The organism is Affinundibacterium nitidum (assembly GCF_014284155.1).
In the GTDB taxonomy this organism is placed as follows: Bacteria; Pseudomonadota; Gammaproteobacteria; order Burkholderiales; family Burkholderiaceae_D; genus Undibacterium; species Undibacterium nitidum.
Genome location: NZ_JACOFZ010000004.1, coordinates 21,793 through 39,985, shown reverse-complemented (window position 1 = coordinate 39,985; position 18,193 = coordinate 21,793). Strand labels below are relative to the sequence as shown.

Annotated in this window: 20 protein-coding genes; 7 read left to right on the top strand and 13 right to left on the bottom strand. The window is 48.0% G+C overall.

Annotated elements, in window-relative coordinates; all coding sequences use genetic code 11:
• Window positions 1–149: 149 nt before the first annotated feature.
• Genes H8K36_RS11735 through H8K36_RS11720 form a run of 4 tightly spaced genes read right to left on the bottom strand, consistent with a single transcriptional unit; the run spans window position 150 to window position 2,673 of the window.
• Window positions 150–617, bottom strand: a complete 468-nt coding sequence (locus tag H8K36_RS11735) for an ExbD/TolR family protein (RefSeq protein ID WP_186916672.1) — start codon at window positions 615–617, stop codon at window positions 150–152.
• An 8-nt stretch (window positions 618–625) separates the two neighbouring features.
• Entirely contained in the window at window positions 626–1,285 is a 660-nt protein-coding gene (locus H8K36_RS11730) for a MotA/TolQ/ExbB proton channel family protein (protein ID WP_186916671.1), read from the bottom strand.
• 49 nt (window positions 1,286–1,334) lie between these two features.
• On the bottom strand, window positions 1,335–2,141 hold the full coding sequence (dapB, locus tag H8K36_RS11725; RefSeq protein WP_186916670.1) for a 4-hydroxy-tetrahydrodipicolinate reductase: 807 nt from the start codon (window positions 2,139–2,141) through the stop codon (window positions 1,335–1,337).
• 10 nt (window positions 2,142–2,151) lie between these two features.
• Window positions 2,152–2,673, bottom strand: a complete 522-nt coding sequence (locus H8K36_RS11720; protein ID WP_230404574.1) for an outer membrane protein assembly factor BamE — start codon at window positions 2,671–2,673, stop codon at window positions 2,152–2,154.
• 125 nt (window positions 2,674–2,798) lie between these two features.
• Here H8K36_RS11720 and fur point away from each other — a divergent pair, with 125 nt between their 5' ends.
• Complete coding sequence (fur, locus tag H8K36_RS11715; RefSeq protein ID WP_186916669.1) at window positions 2,799–3,233, top strand: ferric iron uptake transcriptional regulator; 435 nt, start codon at window positions 2,799–2,801, stop codon at window positions 3,231–3,233.
• 17 nt (window positions 3,234–3,250) lie between these two features.
• On the opposite strand, the gene H8K36_RS11710 is transcribed toward fur, so the two are convergent.
• The 4 genes from H8K36_RS11710 to H8K36_RS11695 all read right to left on the bottom strand — a co-directional run bounded on the left by H8K36_RS11710 (window position 3,251) and on the right by H8K36_RS11695 (window position 6,791).
• The gene (locus H8K36_RS11710) at window positions 3,251–3,667 is read right to left on the bottom strand and encodes a response regulator (RefSeq protein ID WP_186916668.1); all 417 of its coding nucleotides are present in this window, start codon (window positions 3,665–3,667) and stop codon (window positions 3,251–3,253) included.
• Between the two features lie 68 nt (window positions 3,668–3,735).
• Window positions 3,736–4,767 (bottom strand): heat-inducible transcriptional repressor HrcA, encoded by a 1,032-nt coding sequence (gene hrcA / locus H8K36_RS11705; protein ID WP_186916667.1) that lies wholly within the window; start codon window positions 4,765–4,767, stop codon window positions 3,736–3,738.
• 69 nt (window positions 4,768–4,836) lie between these two features.
• Entirely contained in the window at window positions 4,837–5,523 is a 687-nt protein-coding gene (locus H8K36_RS11700) for an HAD family hydrolase (RefSeq protein ID WP_186916666.1), read from the bottom strand.
• A gap of 41 nt (window positions 5,524–5,564) precedes the next feature.
• Complete coding sequence (locus H8K36_RS11695; protein ID WP_186916665.1) at window positions 5,565–6,791, bottom strand: FAD-dependent oxidoreductase; 1,227 nt, start codon at window positions 6,789–6,791, stop codon at window positions 5,565–5,567.
• Window positions 6,792–6,912: 121 nt separating this feature from the next.
• Between H8K36_RS11695 and H8K36_RS11690 the strand changes: the two genes are divergently transcribed.
• The 5 genes from H8K36_RS11690 to H8K36_RS11670 all read left to right on the top strand — a co-directional run bounded on the left by H8K36_RS11690 (window position 6,913) and on the right by H8K36_RS11670 (window position 12,195).
• Window positions 6,913–7,401, top strand: a complete 489-nt coding sequence (locus H8K36_RS11690) for a GNAT family N-acetyltransferase (protein WP_186916664.1) — start codon at window positions 6,913–6,915, stop codon at window positions 7,399–7,401.
• A 47-nt stretch (window positions 7,402–7,448) separates the two neighbouring features.
• Complete coding sequence (locus tag H8K36_RS11685; RefSeq protein ID WP_186916663.1) at window positions 7,449–8,351, top strand: NAD kinase; 903 nt, start codon at window positions 7,449–7,451, stop codon at window positions 8,349–8,351.
• Between the two features lie 182 nt (window positions 8,352–8,533).
• The gene (gene recN, locus H8K36_RS11680) at window positions 8,534–10,180 is read left to right on the top strand and encodes a DNA repair protein RecN (protein ID WP_186916662.1); all 1,647 of its coding nucleotides are present in this window, start codon (window positions 8,534–8,536) and stop codon (window positions 10,178–10,180) included.
• Between the two features lie 84 nt (window positions 10,181–10,264).
• Complete coding sequence (gene hemH / locus H8K36_RS11675; RefSeq protein WP_186916661.1) at window positions 10,265–11,371, top strand: ferrochelatase; 1,107 nt, start codon at window positions 10,265–10,267, stop codon at window positions 11,369–11,371.
• Window positions 11,371–12,195 carry a symmetrical bis(5'-nucleosyl)-tetraphosphatase gene (locus H8K36_RS11670; protein WP_186916660.1) on the top strand — a complete coding sequence of 275 codons (825 nt, stop codon included), beginning with the start codon at window positions 11,371–11,373 and terminating at the stop codon, window positions 12,193–12,195. The genes hemH and H8K36_RS11670 overlap by 1 nt, the downstream gene beginning before the upstream one ends.
• A gap of 1 nt (window position 12,196) precedes the next feature.
• Here the strand turns inward: H8K36_RS11670 and H8K36_RS11665 are convergent, their stop codons facing one another.
• The 5 genes from H8K36_RS11665 to H8K36_RS11645 all read right to left on the bottom strand — a co-directional run bounded on the left by H8K36_RS11665 (window position 12,197) and on the right by H8K36_RS11645 (window position 16,578).
• On the bottom strand, window positions 12,197–12,937 hold the full coding sequence (locus H8K36_RS11665; protein WP_186916659.1) for a lysophospholipid acyltransferase family protein: 741 nt from the start codon (window positions 12,935–12,937) through the stop codon (window positions 12,197–12,199).
• A 73-nt stretch (window positions 12,938–13,010) separates the two neighbouring features.
• Entirely contained in the window at window positions 13,011–14,318 is a 1,308-nt protein-coding gene (locus H8K36_RS11660; protein WP_186916658.1) for a dihydroorotase, read from the bottom strand.
• Between the two features lie 49 nt (window positions 14,319–14,367).
• The gene (locus H8K36_RS11655; RefSeq protein WP_186916657.1) at window positions 14,368–15,336 is read right to left on the bottom strand and encodes an aspartate carbamoyltransferase catalytic subunit; all 969 of its coding nucleotides are present in this window, start codon (window positions 15,334–15,336) and stop codon (window positions 14,368–14,370) included.
• 118 nt (window positions 15,337–15,454) lie between these two features.
• The gene (gene ruvX, locus H8K36_RS11650) at window positions 15,455–15,868 is read right to left on the bottom strand and encodes a Holliday junction resolvase RuvX (RefSeq protein ID WP_186916656.1); all 414 of its coding nucleotides are present in this window, start codon (window positions 15,866–15,868) and stop codon (window positions 15,455–15,457) included.
• Window positions 15,868–16,578 (bottom strand): YqgE/AlgH family protein, encoded by a 711-nt coding sequence (locus H8K36_RS11645; RefSeq protein WP_186916655.1) that lies wholly within the window; start codon window positions 16,576–16,578, stop codon window positions 15,868–15,870. The genes ruvX and H8K36_RS11645 overlap by 1 nt, the downstream gene beginning before the upstream one ends.
• Before the next feature lie 115 nt (window positions 16,579–16,693).
• Between H8K36_RS11645 and H8K36_RS11640 the strand changes: the two genes are divergently transcribed.
• Window positions 16,694–18,169: a cryptochrome/photolyase family protein gene (locus H8K36_RS11640; RefSeq protein ID WP_186916654.1), complete on the top strand. Its 1,476-nt coding sequence runs from the start codon at window positions 16,694–16,696 to the stop codon at window positions 18,167–18,169.
• Window positions 18,170–18,193 lie beyond the last annotated feature (24 nt).

Genomic DNA, 18,193 nt, shown 5'->3' with positions numbered 1-18,193 from the left:
ACAGCCTGAAAATAGCAATTTTTCTCGGGAAAAAGTTCAAGCTGAGACGCCATGTACAAGACACTAAAGATTTCGTCTAGCGATGAATAATTCAAAGACTGAAAAATCGCGAGAAAAATCGTGAATAGGCCTAGCAATTTAACGCGAAACTAAGGCTTTGCAGATCCTTGTTTAACAGGGGCACTTGGTGCCTCTGGCGACGTCGCAAAACCGACCTTGGTGAGTCCAAGTGTTTGCGCACTAGCCATTACTTTGGCAATGATTTCAAAACGTGTATCTTTATCGGCACGCAACACGATCTCGGGTTGGACTGGAAGCTTCGATGCTACCGCCAAACGTTCTTCAACACCTTTTAGATCGAGTAAATCCGCATCCCAATACACTTTGCCATCGGCGGCGAATGAAATGCTCACCATATTCGCTTGTTTCACTAAAACCTCTGCGTTGGCCTTGGGAAGGTCTAGTTTGACGGCATGATTGAGCAAAGGCGCTGCAATAATGAAAATCACCAAAAGCACCAACATGACGTCAACCATTGGTGTCACATTGATATCTGACATGGCGTTCATTGGCTTACCTGAACGCCCACCTAATCCGTTAAACTGTCCAAAAGCCATAGCATTCCTCAGGCGGTTTTGCTCAAGTGCGCATGCAAATCAAAAGCGAAGCCGTCTAGCTCAGCAAAGGTAATGCGATTAACGCGATTAAATGCGTTGTATGCCAATACCGCAGGAATGGCCACCAGCAAACCTAAGCCAGTCATGACCAAAGCTTCCCCAACTGGGCCAGCGATCAAATCGATTTGAATCGCAGTGCTACCGGAAACAGCGGTCAAGGCATGATAAATACCCCAAACCGTACCGAGCAACCCCACAAAAGGAGCCGTAGCACCGATCGACGCCAATAGTGTCAAACCAGATTCTAAACGTACTGTCACCCGATTCAATTCTTGGCGCAAGACTCGAGTCAATACATCAGATGGATCGGTTTTTGCCATCATCGTTGTTACTCGATTTTGCGCTGATGCGGCCTCTGCACCTCTTTTTGCGAGTGGCACATACACATTTTCAAGATCGACGACGTCGAGGATCATCAAGGCGTCCTCCATTGTTGGCGCCTCCCAAAACCGACCGATCTCTGGTGCGCTGCGACGAATACGCCAGAACACCCAAGACTTAGCAAAAATAGTGAACCAACTGACAAGAGACATCAAAATCAACACAAAGGCGACAGCTCGACCTAATTCGTCTAGCTGCGCCCAATATTGAGAAATGGAAACTGGCATCAAATATTCTCTATTTCAGATGAAAGTTTAGATTGGAAAAGCTTGTAAATTAACGCAAACCCAAGACGTCGTACATATCGTACAAACCCGTCTTTTTATCTGCAAGAAAACGCGCCGCCCGCAGGCTACCATGTGCGTAGGTCACACGACTGGATGACTTATGAGTAATTTCAACACGTTCGCCAATGCCCGCAAATAGAACAGTATGATCACCAACAATATCTCCACCACGAATGGTAGCAAAACCGATCGATGAAGGATCACGCTCACCGGTCACACCCTCACGAGCAAACACGCCGACTTCGTTTAAATCGCGTCCAATAGCGTCGGCGATCACTTCGCCCATTTTTAGCGCTGTTCCCGATGGCGCATCCACTTTATGACGGTGGTGTGCCTCAACGATCTCGATGTCGTAACCATGAGAAAAACTTTTTGCGGCCATTTCCAACAACTTCATGGTGACATTTACGCCCACACTCATATTCGGCGCAAACACGATCGCTGTCTTTTCTGCTGCCTTCGCAATTGCAGCTTTTCCAGCATCGTCAAAGCCCGTGGTACCGATAATCATCTTGATGCCGTGTTGCGCGCAATATTCGAGATGATGCAGCGTTCCTTCTGGTCGAGTGAAATCAATAAAATATTCCGCTTGCGCAAGACCGAGCGCCAAATCAGATTCAATCTTTACGCCAGTTTCTTTACCTAAAGTGACACCAGGATCAGATCCGATCGCTGGAGACTGTGCCACATCAAGTGCACCAACCAAGCTTGCGTCATCCGCAGCCAGTATCGTTTCAACCAACATCTTACCCATGCGACCAGAAGCACCGGCCACCGCAATTTTCATAGCAGACATGCTTTACTCTTTATTTTTTCTTAGGAGTTTCAGAGGAGACCTCAGCTTCGTTACGAGCCGCAATCGCCGCTGTCGTAATATGGGCTAAATATTCTTTTTCGGTTGGCAATTTTCCGCCTTCGAACTTTTCAACCGTATTATTCTTAAAGTAAATCGCCAAGCGGCTTGTTACAACTTCACCGTTCGGCTTTTGCAAACGGAATGGATAGTCCCAACGGTCTTCATGGAACATGTCCGTCAATAATGCTGTACCTAACAAGAAACGAACCTGCTCACGGGTCATTCCCTCCTTCAACTGGCTCGCCATTTCCTGTGATACAAAATTACCTTGTTGCACAGTGATACGGTATGGCGAAATAAAGCCAAAGAAACGATCAAGGCCGGTTGGCTTAATGACCTGAGTATCGTTAGCATCAGCGTTTGCGTTCACAGGGGTGTTTGTCGTTGCGCAAGCACTTAACAATGCGGCAATCGGCAATACAGAGAATCGCAACATGCGCGCGGAAGATTTATTGAAGGAAAACAATGACATGGAAAACCTCAGTTTTTTTGTGGTAAAGCTGTCGAAAGGTCGCAGATCAGCTAACATATCGAAAATATTTACCAAGCTTTAAAACCCTATATCATAAAGCACTTAGCCTTATTTTGACTGAAAACATGACAAATAACTCTCCAGACCTCAAAGCCAGCGGCCTCAAAGCGACCTTACCACGCCTGAAAATCTTGGAAATCTTCCAAAACAGTGCGGTTCGCCACCTGACCGCTGAAGATGTCTACAAGATTCTTTTGACCGAGAATATGGATGTTGGCTTGGCGACGGTTTATCGTGTTCTCACGCAATTTGAACAGGCTGGACTCTTGCACCGCAATCATTTCGAGACGGGCAAAGCGATCTTCGAACTCAATGAGGGTTCACACCACGACCATTTGGTGTGCTTAGATTGTGGAAAAGTTGAAGAATTTTTTGACGAACAAATCGAGAAGCGTCAACACGATATCGCCAACGAACGTGGCTTTAAGATCGCAGAACATGCGTTGGCCTTGTATGGTAACTGCACTAAGGCCAACTGCGAACATCGCAAAACGAAATAAGCTAACTCAGCGGCCGATTATCCTTGATTGGCTGCTGCTTGTGCTCTGGCAGCGCGCACTTTAGTTGCAACGCCTTGAATCGTATCAAGCACTTTTTTCGCATTAAATGGCTTAATGATGTAGCCGCTAATACCGCTCTTCACAGCTTCAGACACCGTGTCTTGATCTTTATTGGCAGTGACCATCAAGATCATGACATCGGGCATCACCATACGAATGCTACGTAAGGCCTCAATGCCGCTCACTTTGGGCATCACAACGTCGAGTAAGATGATATCGGGTTTAAGGCGAGTTGCCATTTCTAGCGCACCATCGCCATCCAAGGCTTCTCCGACCACGTTATAGACTTCATGACGCAAGATCACACGCAAGGTTTCACGCGTCATATCATTGTCATCCACAATGAGCACTGAGATGTCTTTGTTTTCCGCCATATTTTTACCAGTCCCTGTTTTTCAAAAAAAGCACTGCGACTAGATTCGCCCTGATCAGCTACAAAAAACTAATGATTCAGAGCATTTGACAATAATTTCGCTGTGATATCAACGATCGGAATCACGCGTTCATACGCCATACGTGTTGGACCAATAACACCGAGCGTACCAACCACCTTACCATTTACCTCGTAGGGTGCAGTCACCACACTCATTTCTTCCATCGGTACCAATTGTGATTCGCCACCGATAAATATTCTCACACCTGAAGCATTACTGGAAACATCTAATAGTTGCATTAAACCACTTTTTTGCTCGAATAGATCAAACATTCGTCGTAAAGACGTCATATTCGATGACAATTCGCTCACATTCAGTAAATTTCGCTCACCCGAGATCACCATATCGTCATTATTCTCCGCCATGGCCTCACTGCCTGCATCCAAAGCCGCACGCATTAAGCGATTCATATCACCTTGCAATTCTCGCAACTCATGTTTAATGCTGATTCTGGCTTGGTCAAAACTCTGACCCGCAAAATGCTGATTCAAATAATTAGCGGCCTGCACCAACTGCGTCGGTGAATAGTCCACATCAGTCAATAACAATCGATTATGGACTTCGTCATTCGGTGCAACGATGACCAACAAAATACGTTTTTCCGACAGACGCAAAAACTCGACTTGTTTAAATATCGACTCTTGACGCGCGCTCATCACCACGCCTGCGAATTGAGAAAGCGAAGATAAAACTTGGGCCGCATTGGCGATAATTTTTTGCGACGACCCCGTAATAATGGACGACTGCAAATTCTGCCCTAAAGCATTTTGCAGCATGCTCTCGTCTATGTCTTGTACAGTCAATAGCTGATCGACAAAAACACGATAACCGCGCGGTGTCGGTACTCGACCAGCGGAAGTATGTGGGCTGGCAACAAATCCCATTTCTTCGAGATCAGCCATGACGTTACGAATGGTGGCGGCAGACAATTCCAAACCCGAGATTTTCGATAATTCTCGGGACCCCACCGGCTGACCATCGGCTATATACCGTTCCACCAGTGCTTTTAATAATGTTTGTGCGCGGTTATCTAAATGCATGATTTTTATTGTAGGCTAGCTGTTGCCGGAACGCACCGTTTTTTTGTGTTTCTGTGACTTATATTGTCGCTAAAGTGCTGATTTCAATTGATGTAAATCATGCACAATGAGATCGGGAGTAATGTGTGCGTGAGGCGTATCGTGCAAGTGCATTTTATACCGATTCATCCAAGCCGCGCGCATCCCCACCGCTTGCGCCCCAGCGACGTCGAGACGAAGGTCATCACCAACATACATCACCTCATGTGCAGGTAGTTGTAGTCTTTCCAAAGCAGCTTCAAAAATGCGAGGATCTGGCTTCGCACAACCAAATTCGTGAGCAGCAATTGAAAACTGAAAATACGGTGCTATACCTATCGCCTGCAAATCTGCAAAACCATTAGAGATCGTCGCCAACGCATAATCTTGCTGCATTTGAGCTAAAGCATGGGGAACATCGTCGAACATTTCGACTTGATTTCGGGCATGGGCGAAAATCTGCATACCTTCGTCGGCGAGGTTAGGATCAGCCTGAAATTCATTCAAGACTTGCAAAAGCGCTGTATGGCGCAAGGCCCAAAGATCATAGCTGAAACGAGGATCAGTGGGAATCATCGCCATTCGGCGCTCACGCAAACTGTCGACCGTATGATGTTCGCCGATCACAGGCACTTGCTCAAGCAGCCAAGAGAACAGTGTCATCTCCGCACGCGAGATTAAAGATCGCAAGGGCCATAGCGTATCGTCGAGATCAAATATAATTGCTTTAATGGACATTATTCAAATTTTGATTCTCTTCAAATGAGGACAAAACTCTGCTACAGATCATCGATCCGAGCATTAAGGTCGAATATACCTTGTTTTGCACCGCAGAGTGTAAGGAGGTATTGGCGATAAACTGGCGGGATACGATTCCCAATGCTGGTTCCTATGTCACGCAACCAAGCAATCGGATAGTTCGATTGATACAAGGGCGTCATAAATTTACTCGCCATCTGGTAATACGCAATCTGGCGACGTCTTCTCTGACTAAACTGAGCAAATGTTTCAAGGACAGCCTCGCTATTTGCTGCATTGATAGACCAAAGTTTAGCCAACACCGAGGCATCGATCAAAGCCATGTTTGCCCCCTGCCCTAATTGAGGGCTCATTGCATGTGCAGCGTCGCCCATCACCAGAACTCGTTGATGATGGTAGCTCTGTAATCGGACGTCAGCGTATTCAGCAATCGCGATCTGAGTATCTCGCGCGTCAGACAACCACTGTGCAACCTCTGGCCAAATTGGAGCGATACGTTGGATCAAGCCTTGTATTCCCTGTGTTTTATATTCCCCAAATGCCGACTTCGGTAGACTCCAAAACAAGGAATAACATTGTTTTCCGGTACGAGGATTGATGCCGGACGGTAATACCCCTAGCATCACCTGTGCACCCCGATAGCGTTGCATCAAAATATGTGGGTATGGCCAATCGTCTTTATCGAGCACTGCCCAGAATGCCCCCCAGGGATAGGGTCTGTGGGACTGCGGGATAGGAAGTTGATCACGCAAATGTGAGCGAGTGCCATTCGCGATAATCAATGCATCAGCGCGATGATTGTCTACCCGATGCAGCGGCAATCGAACATCGTTGACGGTAAAGCAAACACCCTGTTCGTCTTGTTCGAAGGCAGAAACACCCTGACCGAGATGAATAGGCACGCCAAGTTCAATCGCACATTGCCATAGAGTGTGATGCAAACTTGCGCGATGAATTCCCAATCCATACCACTCAGGATTGACGCGCTGATAGTGCAGGTTGAGAGCTTTCCAATTGCCGGAGTAACCCTCTAAACTATCAACCCGCGAGGCCTTTGCTTGAATCGTATCGAGTAAGCCTAACTCGGCTAGCATCGCTTGCCCGCTAGGTTGCAATAACAATCCTGCACCCACTGGGGTGGGGTCAGAAACGTGTTCGAAGACGGCAACCTGAATTCCGAGACGAGTCAGATGAATGGCTGCGGCGAGTCCGGCGATCCCCGCGCCCGCGATGGCGATTTGCGTCATAAAGCGTGAATGAAGTTTTCTTACATTATAAGGTCGTTTATAGTAATGGCACAGATCAGCTGCAACGATTACCCGCGAAATCGTCAGGCAACTCTATTCTTAAACACGCCAACACAAATCTATGTCTATTCAGATTACTGCTGCAACCATCGAAGACCTTTCCCTGCTCGCGCCTTTGTTTGACGGCTATCGTGTGTTTTATGAGCAGACATCCGACCTTGCCTTGGCCCATTTTTTTCTTGAGCAACGTATACGGCAACAGGAATCGATTATTTTCTTAGCGACGGAATTGATCGACGTCAGAGAAACGAATACATCAGAAAAAATCGGCGTCGGCTTTGTTCAACTCTATCCCAGTTTTTCATCAGTTTCCGCAAAACGCTTGTGGATATTGAACGACCTGTATGTTGCCCCAAATGCCCGTCGCCGAGGCTTGGCAGAGGCTTTAATGAATCGCGCCCGTGACTTTGCTGTGCAAGACGGTGCCAAAGGCCTCTTCTTAGAAACAGCCCACGATAACCATGGTGCGCAAGCCCTCTATGAATCGCTTGGTTATCGCAAAAATACAGAGTTTTACTACTTCTTAGCGACACCTGCTGAAGTCAAGTAAGGCATACGAGTAAAAATGGTGTAATCTAAGGCCTTCTGAAATATTTCATGCATGCTATGACAAGTTCCGGTAAAACCATCGCCCTGATTGGAAAATACAATGCAGTTGGCATGAGTGAATCGCTCAATGAACTTGCCCATTTTCTCGCTGATGCTGGTCACACCGTCGTATTTGATCATGATTCAGCGCAGAACCTCGATCTGATGGCCTACAACGCGATGTCCGTGGCCGATATCGGGCGCCATGCTGACGTAGCTATTGTTCTTGGTGGTGACGGCACCATGCTAGGCATTGCAAGACAACTCGCCCCCTATGACGTACCTTTAATCGGCATCAACCAAGGACGCCTTGGCTTTATTACCGATATTCCACGCGATCAAATGATCTCCGCCGTGGGTGAAATCTTGGGCGGCAAACACATCGAAGAACAACGCTGCTTGCTGCAAGCCATCGTCGTACGCGATGGAGAACAAATTTTTAGCGGCGTCGCCTTCAATGACATCGTACTGTCTCGTGGTGCGGGCTCAGGCATGATCGAGTTACGAGTCGATGTTGACGATCATTTTATGTACAACCAACGCTCTGACGGCTTGATTGTTTCGACTCCGACCGGCTCCACCGCCTACGCCCTATCCGCTGGCGGCCCCATTTTGCATCCGGCTTTAGGCGGTATCGCTATGGTTCCAATTGCGCCCCATGCTCTATCCAATCGCCCTATCGTTTTGCCTGAGACAAGTGTGGTGCGTGTAGAGATGGTGGCTGGACGCGACGCCAGTGTGAATTTCGACATGCAATCATTTGCCGATTTGACGCACAAAGACCAAGTCATCATTAGCCGCTCCACCCACAAGATCACCTTCTTGCATCCGCAATCCTGGAATTACTACCACACGCTGCGCGAAAAATTACATTGGAACGAGTATCCTTCGGTCGAAGGTGCCCTCAATTAAGTCGCACTTGGGGTCATTTTTCGGGTCAAAACAAACCACTTCCAATTTTCCTTTAGGACCATCGCTGCCCAGCGAAAAGCACGACAAAAAAAGGCCTCGAACTTAGTTCTGGGTTGCACTCTGCGCTTGCTTTACCTGAGGTAAAATAAGCAATCTCTTTACGTCTTTTCGATTAAAAAATTATGCTGCGTACGCTTGCCATCCGTGACTTTGTGATTGTCGATACAATTGAATTGGAATTTTCCTCTGGCTTCACTGTATTTACGGGTGAAACCGGCGCAGGTAAATCCATCTTGATTGACGCCTTGGCATTGAGCTTAGGTGGGCGCGGCGATGCCAGCATGGTGCGTGAAGGTGCGCAGAAGGCCGACATTTCGGCTGAATTTACAGTGAATGCCGAAACCAATGTTTGGCTGGCAAACAATGATTTCACTAGCGAAGACGGACAACTCATTATTCGTCGAGTCATCGACAATGCGGGCCGTTCAAAAGCCTATATCAACGGCATCACCGCCAGCGCCGCCCAATTGCGCGAACTCGGTGAGTTTTTAGTCGACATTCACGGTCAACACGCACACCAATCATTATTAAAAGGTGATGCACAACGTGCTCTGCTCGATCAACAAGGAAATTTGCAAGCGCAAACCGCTGAGGTCGGCAAGTTATTCAAACACTGGCGCACACTAGCGAAGCAGCGCGAAGAATTTGAATTGAATGCAAAAAATATTTTGCAAGAACGCGAACGCCTCGAATGGCAAGTCGGTGAACTCGACAAGCTGCAATTGAAAGCGGGCGAATGGGATGAAATTAATCAAGAACACAGTCGCTTAGCCCACGCAGCCAGTTTATTAGAAGGGGCGCAAGAAGCGGCGAACTTGATTAGCGAATCCGATCACCCACTGTTGTCGCAAGTCTCTGCGGTCTTACAAAGATTAGCAAAACTTGAGGAATTCGATGCGCATCTCAAACCTATCACGGAAGCCTTAGATTCGGCTCGCATTAATTTGCAAGAATGTTCCTATGCACTGAACGACTATCTCGGTCGTGTCGAGCTTGATCCTGCACGTTTGCGTGAAGTCGAACAGCGTGTGGAAAGCTTGCACAGCGCCTCTCGTCGTTTCCATGTACAACCGGAACAATTGATTGAAGAGTTCCACGATTTACAAAAGCAGCTCGCACAGCTCTCCGGTGCCTCCGATATGGAAGGTCTCAAAAAACAAGAAGAGCAAGCCTATCTGGAGTATCTCCATGCCGCAAAAGAATTGAGCACCAAACGCCAAGCTGTGGCAAAAGATCTCGGTACTGCAGTCACAACGGCCATGCAAGACTTGAGCATGTCGGGCGGCCGCTTTGAAGTCGTCTTGCAAACGTGCGATCCGAGTGCAACTGGCGTAGAGCAAGTTGAATTTTTGGTAGCTGGTCATGCAGGGGTTCAAGCACGTCCTTTGGCCAAAGTGGCTTCAGGCGGTGAATTAGCCCGTATCTCTTTGGCGATTTCCGTCATCGCCTCATGCGCAACCGCCACTCCCACCCTCATTTTTGACGAAGTTGATAGCGGTATTGGTGGCGCGGTTGCTGAGGTCGTTGGTCGCTTATTGCGCCGTTTAGGGCAAGATCGCCAAGTATTGTGCGTGACGCATTTACCGCAAGTGGCAAGCCAAGGCAATCAACATTTCGAAGTGAGCAAGTCGCAAGATAGTGGCAAGACGACTTCTCACATTACGGCGCTCGATAACAAACAACGCGTCGAAGAAATCGCGCGCATGCTCGGCGGTTTGGAAATTACCGCGACAACACGCAAACACGCTAGGGAATTATTGGCTCTCTAAATTGAGACTTTCCTAGCATGCAGAAACCTCGCGAACGCTATTGAACAAGCGTCCACAAGAAATTAACGATAAAGGTAGTACAAAATGGCCTTCTTAAAAGAACCTGAATATGCCCACGGCAAGTTAGTCAAGACGGCAGTTGTCTTGATTAATCTCGGCACACCTGATGCGCCAACACCTTCGGCAGTGCGCAAGTACCTCAAACAATTTTTGTGGGATCACCGCGTGGTCGAAATTCCGCGCCCAATTTGGTGGATGATTTTGAATCTCATTATTCTGCCCTTCCGTTCAAAAACTTCAGCAGAGAAATACGCCTCAATTTGGACCAACGAAGGCTCGCCTCTACTCTTGCACACCAAGAAACAAGCCATGATGTTGAAGGGTTATCTTGGTGAACGCGGCCATGAAGTCCATGCAACGTTCGCGATGCGTTATGGTTCACCATCGATTCCAGACGTGCTGACGCAGTTGAAAGCAGATGGCTACGAACGTATTTTAATTTTGCCAGCCTATCCACAATACTCGGCCACCACCACCGCTTCTAACTTTGATGCGGTAACTGCCCACTACCAACAGACCCGAAATATTCCAGAACTACGTTTCATCAAGCATTATCACGATCACCCCGCTTACATTCAGGCGCTCAAAACCTCGATCTTAAAATCCTGGGAAAGCAATGGCCGCCCTGAAAAGTTGGTGATGAGCTTTCATGGATTGCCTAAAGCCTTCTTGATGCGTGGCGACCCTTATCATTGCGAATGCTATAAAACCGCACGTTTGTTGGCTGAACAACTCGGTATTAGCAAAGACGAATATGTCGTCACCTTCCAATCGCGTCTAGGACGTGCCGAATGGTTGCAGCCCTACACCGAGCCGACAGTACAAGCCTTAGCAAAACAAGGCATCAAGCGTATCGACGTGGTATGCCCTGGATTCTTAGCAGACTGTTTAGAAACATTGGAAGAAATCGCGATGGAGGTTCGTCAAGCGTTCTTGACCGCTGGCGGCCAAAACTTCAATTACATTCCCTGTTTGAACGAATCACCTGACGGATTACGTGCATTGGCAGAAATCACCGAGCAACATTTAATTGGTTGGCCAACCATGGTAACCGCGAGCATGCGCGAACAAGAGAAACAACAAGCTCTGATCAGCCGCGCTGAAGCAAAGCGATTTGGTGCAGAACACTAATGTCAGACATTTTCGTCATTGGCGATGTGCAAGGTTGCTATACACAACTGCGTCAACTCGTCGACAAGATTGATGCTGTCTCACCGCAGGCACGACTATTGTTTGCAGGTGATCTCGTCAATCGTGGACCTGAATCGCTCGACACTTTGCGTTATGTGCGCTCGCTCGGTGATCGTGCGAACAGCGTATTAGGCAATCACGATCTTCACCTACTGGCTGTCGCACACCAAGTAAAGAAGGCGCATCGTAGCGACACGCTTAATGACATACTTGCTGCCGATGATCGTGACGATCTGCTCGAATGGTTACGGCAACGTCCTTTAGCAATCGACTGTGGAGATCGACATTTATTAGTGCATGCAGGCGTTTTCCCAGACTGGAGTTTCGCTCAATGCTTGGCGCTAGCACAGGAAATTGAAACGACTCTGCGAGGGAGTGAATTCGTCGCCCTGCTGCGCAACATGTACGGCAATCTGCCAGATCAGTGGCACGATGATCTACAAGGTATCGATCGCCAGCGCTGCATCATCAATGCCTTCACTCGCATGCGCTTTTGCCATCACAACGGGCGCATGGATTTTGAATTAAAAGAAGGCAGTAATCAGGCGCCCCAGCACTTGCTACCGTGGTTCGATCTCGCACAACGGCGAACGCAAGCTGACACCATCATCTTTGGTCATTGGTCGACCTTGGGGCTCGTACTTCGTGATAACTTGATTAGTCTTGACACAGGTTGTGTTTGGGGCGGCAAACTGAGCGCGGTGCGTTTATCTGATCGACTGCTCATACAAGTCGATAGTCCTCAGCACGTCGTACCGTTTTAACTCAATCTACCAGAACCTGTCCCAAACCATTGGCAACAACCTCACGTGCGCGCTGCGCTACCTCTCGGCGATGCGCACCATCCGTTGGGATCGACGGCAATTGAATCAACTCAGCGCGCATGCCGCCAGACTTTAAAATGAGTTTCATACTCTCAGCAAAGGTCATTTCACCGATAAAATCTGCGGCTGGATGTAAGTTACCTTGCGCGTCAACATAGCGCACAGCGAAAGGCAGAATCGGAACTTGGGCTTCGATTGCTGCTTCAAACAAGTTCGCATGAAATGGCAAAAGATTGCCCTGCGCTCCTGTTGTCCCTTCCGGAAAAAAAGCGATACGTTTGTTCTCTCTTAACTGGTGCACCAAGCCTTCGTAAATGCGGCGCACTTCACGTTGTTTGCCGCGCGCCAAGAAAATTGTTCCAGCTTGCGCACTCAACCACCCTGCGATAGGCCAACTACGAATATCCGACTTCGCCACAAAATGACACGCTTGCCATGAATTAATCACGAAGATATCCATCCAAGACACGTGATTCGCCACGATCAAAGCATGATCTGCAAGCTGTCCGCCACTTTGATCGATGAAACGCACTTCAACTCGGCACAAATGAAGAAGTCCAATCGACCAGCGGCGAACGAAGTGAGAACGCCGAGCATCTGAGCTGAACGGAAACAAGAAAGCACAAGTTAAGACACCTGCAAAAACATGCACAAGTACACGAAGCAAACGTAAATTAGGCATGCATCACCAAGCTCAGTGGAAGTTTTTAAAAAAATAGAAAAGGCCCGACAGTGAGTCAGGCCTAGTGGATCAATTAGGCGTTCGCAGTATTATTGGCCGCTTGAGCGTGATAAGCAAGGCGGCCACCAACGATAGTGGCATGCACGACCGCTGGCAATTCATAACCCAAGAAAGGCGTATGCTTACCTTGGCTTACGATGGCATCACGGGTAACAGACCAGCGACCTTCAGCTGCGAAAATGCAGAGATCTGCATTAGCGCCGACTGCCAAATGACCTGCTGCTAAACCAACCAAGTGCGCAGGATCGCTGGTGATTTTGCGTATCGCTTGGCTCAGGCTGATAGCGCCACGACTATCATCGGACCATTTCACGGCCAAGGACAATAACAGCTCCAAGCCTGTTGCACCCGGTGAAGCTTCTGCAAATGGCAAGGCTTTCTCATCATCGTCTACTGGTGTGTGATCCGAACAGATTGCATCGATCGTACCATCCGCCAAAGCTGCCCAAATCGCATCACGATCACGTTGGCTGCGCAAAGGTGGCGTCAATCGAGCGTTAGAATCAAAGTAGCCAATATCGTTATCGGTCATATGCACATGGTGAACACCAACATCACAAGTCAAGGGCAAACCTTCGCGTTTTGCTTGACGAATCAACTCTAAACCAGCAGCAGAAGAGACGCGGCACAAATGCACTTTAGCACCCGTTGCGCGCATCAATTCAAACAAGGTATGTAAAGCGATCGTCTCCGCCATTACTGGCACACCCGATAAACCAAGGCGCGATGCTAAGGGGCCGCTGTGTGCCACACCACCTTTGCCGATAAACGCATCTTGTGGACGCAACCATACGGTGTAACCGAATGTCGCAGCATAAGACAGCGCGCGTTGCAATACATTGGTATCGACAATTGCTTCTTCCGCTTGTGAAAAACCGACGCAACCAGCTTCGGTCAAGGCTGCCATCTCCGTCAGATTTTCGCCTCTTAGACCAATGGTCAACGCACCAAGTGGATAGACGTGCGCCTTCGCTTGCATTTTTGCTCTTTGCTTCAACATTTCAACCAAGCCTGCTTCATCGAGCACGGGATCGGTATCCGGTGGGCAAACCAAGCTGGTGACACCGCCACGCATCGCCGCTTGTAACTCAGACTCTAATGTCGCTTTATATTCAAATCCAGGTTCACGCAGACGCGCACTTAAATCGACCAAACCTGGCGCAACAATCAGACCACTCGCATCGATGATCTGGTCCACTTGAAGGCCGGCTGGGGCAGCACCCAATGCCGCAATTTTGCCTTCGCTAATAAACACATCTTGTACCGCGTCGACACCATTTTGAGGGTCAATCACTCGGCCATTTTTGATATGAAAATTCATCACAATACTTTCTTAAAATTCTGTTGGTAGACGATGAGCGAACACGTGCTTATTGCGTGTGCGAGCCAGAAACAATGCTCATCACCGCCATACGTACCGCAATACCAAAGGTAACTTGCGACAAAATCACTGCCTGTGGACCATCCGCCACTGCGGAATCAATTTCGACACCACGATTCATCGGACCTGGATGCATCACGATCGCATCTGATTTCGCTAGCGCCAAACGCTCCGGTGTTAAACCATACTGCTTAAAGTACTCTTGCGTCGACGGCAGCAATGCACCATTCATACGCTCGTTCTGCAAGCGAAGCATAATAATCACGTCGACATCTTTCAAACCTGCGTTCATATCCGTGAATACGCGCACACCCATTTGTTCCAAACCACCTGGTAGCAGAGTACGAGGACCAATTACCCGCACTTCAGCTGCACCTAAAGTCGTCAATGCATGAATGTCAGAACGTGCCACACGACTATGCAAAACGTCACCCACGATCGCTACCGTTAAGTTAGCGAAATCTTTCTTGTAATGGCGAATGGTGTACATATCCAACAAGCCTTGAGTTGGATGTTCATGACGACCATCACCAGCATTCACCACATGCACATGATGTTGTTTGGTGTCATTCAAATGTTGAGCGATCAAGAACGGCGCACCCGACGTCGCATGACGCACCACGAACATGTCGGCGTGCATGGCAGCCAAATTATCGATGGTGTCGAGTAATGATTCACCTTTGCTGGCGCTCGATGCCGCAATATTGAGGTTAATGACATCCGCAGAAAGACGCTTCGCAGCGATCTCGAAGGTCGTGCGAGTTCTAGTTGAGTTTTCGAAAAACAAATTGAACACGCTCTTACCGTGCATTAACGGTACTTTTTTGAGTTCACGTTCGCCGATATCCACAAAAGACGATGCCGTGTCGAGAATATGTTTGATGATAGCTTTTGGCAGGCCATCGATACCCAACAAGTGTTGGAGTTCGCCATGTTTATTTAACTGTGGATTTTTCATCTTCACTCTTCTATTCAATCTTTTAGTATGCAAGAAGCTTTATATTAATTGATCATGCAGCGTTTCAAGTTTCGCGATACAACCCGCGCTCGACACTTTATTTATCTACTTATTTCATTCAACTCTGATCAAAAAACTGCTGCAGAATCACTGCTGCCGCTTGATCGTCAATTCTTTCGCCCTGCTTGGCATGCAACACTGCAGACGAGTAACGCTCGTCCACCATCACCACTTTGACGCCAAAGCGGCCATGCAATTGATTCCCAAAACGCTGACAACGCACCGTCATTTCGTGGGCGGTACCATCCTGGTGCATGGGAAGTCCAACCACACATAAAGCCGGTTGCCATTCTTGGATAAATTTGGCCACTGCTTCAAACTTCGCATCGTTACTGGCTGCGCTAATGATGCTTAAGGGATTAGCTTGGCGTGTGAGGGTATTACCGACAGCAACACCGATTCGCTTCAAACCAAAATCAAAGGCGAGAACACTGCCACTCACTTCAGACAGGCTTACCACATTCGTATTCATCAAGCGTGCCCAGCCACACTTGCCAACATCAAGGGATCAAATCCGAGCAATTTCATCGCCGCGTCGAAGCGCTCTTCAATCGGCGTATCAAACATCACGCTGATATCGGCAGGAACTGTGAGCCAACCATTATCAAGAATTTCTTTCTCTAACTGACCGGCACTCCATCCAGCGTAACCGATGCTCAATAACAAACGGTGTGGCGCATCACCCGCTGCGAGTGATTCTAAAATATCGCGTGAAGTCGTAAAACACACTTCATCCGAAACTTTGAGTGACGAGGAATACTTTCCACCGGGCGCATGTAAAACGAAACCGCGATCACTTTGTACAGGGCCGCCAAACATAACAGGACGCTGCCCAAACGGATGAGAGTCCGGAATAATTTCCAACTGGAGGTCGATACGATCAAACAAGTCGGCAATCGTCATATCGGTAGGACGATTGATCACCATGCCCATTGCACCGCGCGCATTGTGTTCGCAAACGTAAATAACCGAGCCGCCAAAAACGGGATCGAGCATGCTAGGCATTGCAATGAGGAAGTGATTACTGAGATTTAATGAGTGTTCCGGTTCATCTTGATCAGATGAACCGAATTTGAGCTTGATAGTTTGCTCAAGCTCATCTGACAATTCTTGACTGAGGAGCTCAATTTCCTCGTCGTCGAACTCGTCGATAGGGGTATTGATCGTTTTATGCTTCTTCATACCCGTATTTTAGCATTTTTAGCCGAGTTTTTCGGGACTATGCTATGGTTCCTGCATACGCGCCAGTCACCTACAACGCCCCCCTTAATTGGGAACTCAGTTGGATATTAAGTTAATGACATTTCAGTTTAATAAAAGTTTGGTCTGGTTTCGCCGTGACCTCAGAAGCTTTGACCATGCAGCCTTGTTTCATGGGCTCAAACAAGCGAAGCAGTGCTACTGCTGTTTCATTTTCGATTCGACGATCCTTCAGCATCTGCCTGAGGATGATAGACGGGTGCAATTCATTTACCAAAGTATCTTGGAATTGCGACAAGAGCTTGAAAACCTGGGCGGGGGCTTAATCGTTCGCTATGGTGATGCTCACATTGAAATCCCTCAGCTAGCCGCAAAGCTTGGAATTGATGCTGTATTTATCAACCGCGACTATGAACCACAAGCAAAAGAACGCGATTTAGCGGTTCAAAAGAGCTTACAGAAAATCGGGTGCCAACTTCTCTCTTACAAAGATCAGGTAATCTTTGAACAAGATGAAGTACTCAGCTTATCGGCTAAACCGTTTTCAGTATTTACGCCCTACAAAAATGCGTGGTTAAAGAAGCTCGCCTCCGAAATTGAGGGGGGAGCAGATTTTTACTTTAAGCCTTATCCGATTGAAAAATACGCCCAGCAATTCGCAGTCCACCGCGATGATTTTATGCCGAGCTTGCAGGAGATGGGGTTTCAATCCCTAGAGAACGAACCCAAACTCAAAGGTGGTATGCGAGCGGGATCTGCATTAATCGAAGATTTTCTCGATCGCATGGATCAATATGGAAACACCCGTGATTTCCCTGCAGTGAAGGGTCCCTCCTATCTTTCTGTCCATTTACGCTTTGGTACAGTATCGGTTCGTTACTTGGTTAGTTTAGCTGTTCGACAGATGCGCACAGCCAATCAGTTGCAAGGGGCGAGTGTTTGGTTGTCGGAACTGATTTGGCGCGATTTCTATTTTATGATCTTGCATCACCACCCCCGCGTGGTAGGACATGCGTTTAACCCCGAATACGATGCGATTCAATGGGAAAGTGGTGAGCATGCGCAGGCACTGTTTCAAGCGTGGTGCGATGGAAAAACGGGCTACCCTTTAGTCGACGCTGCCATGCATCAGCTCAATCAAAGCGGCTACATGCATAACCGATTACGAATGGTCGTCGCTAGCTTTTTGATCAAAGATCTTGGTATCGATTGGCGTTGGGGTGAAGCGTATTTTGCGCTCAAGCTGATTGACTTTGACTTGTCTGCGAACAATGGCGGATGGCAGTGGGCAGCGTCTTCAGGCTGCGATGCACAGCCCTACTTCCGTATTTTCAACCCCATCACACAATCTGAAAAATTCGATAGCGAAGGCAAGTTCATTCGCCGTTACCTTCCTCAACTAGCGACATTGAACGCCAAGCAAATTCATGCGCCGTGGACACTCGGACCGATTGAGTTGGCTGCTGCAAAACTGCAATTAGGAATTGACTATCCTGAACCTATCATCAGGCATGATGTCGCTCGCCTAAAGACTCTAGAGCGCTATAACATCGTCAAAAAGGCCAACACATAAAAAAACCTCGAATCTGTTACCAGA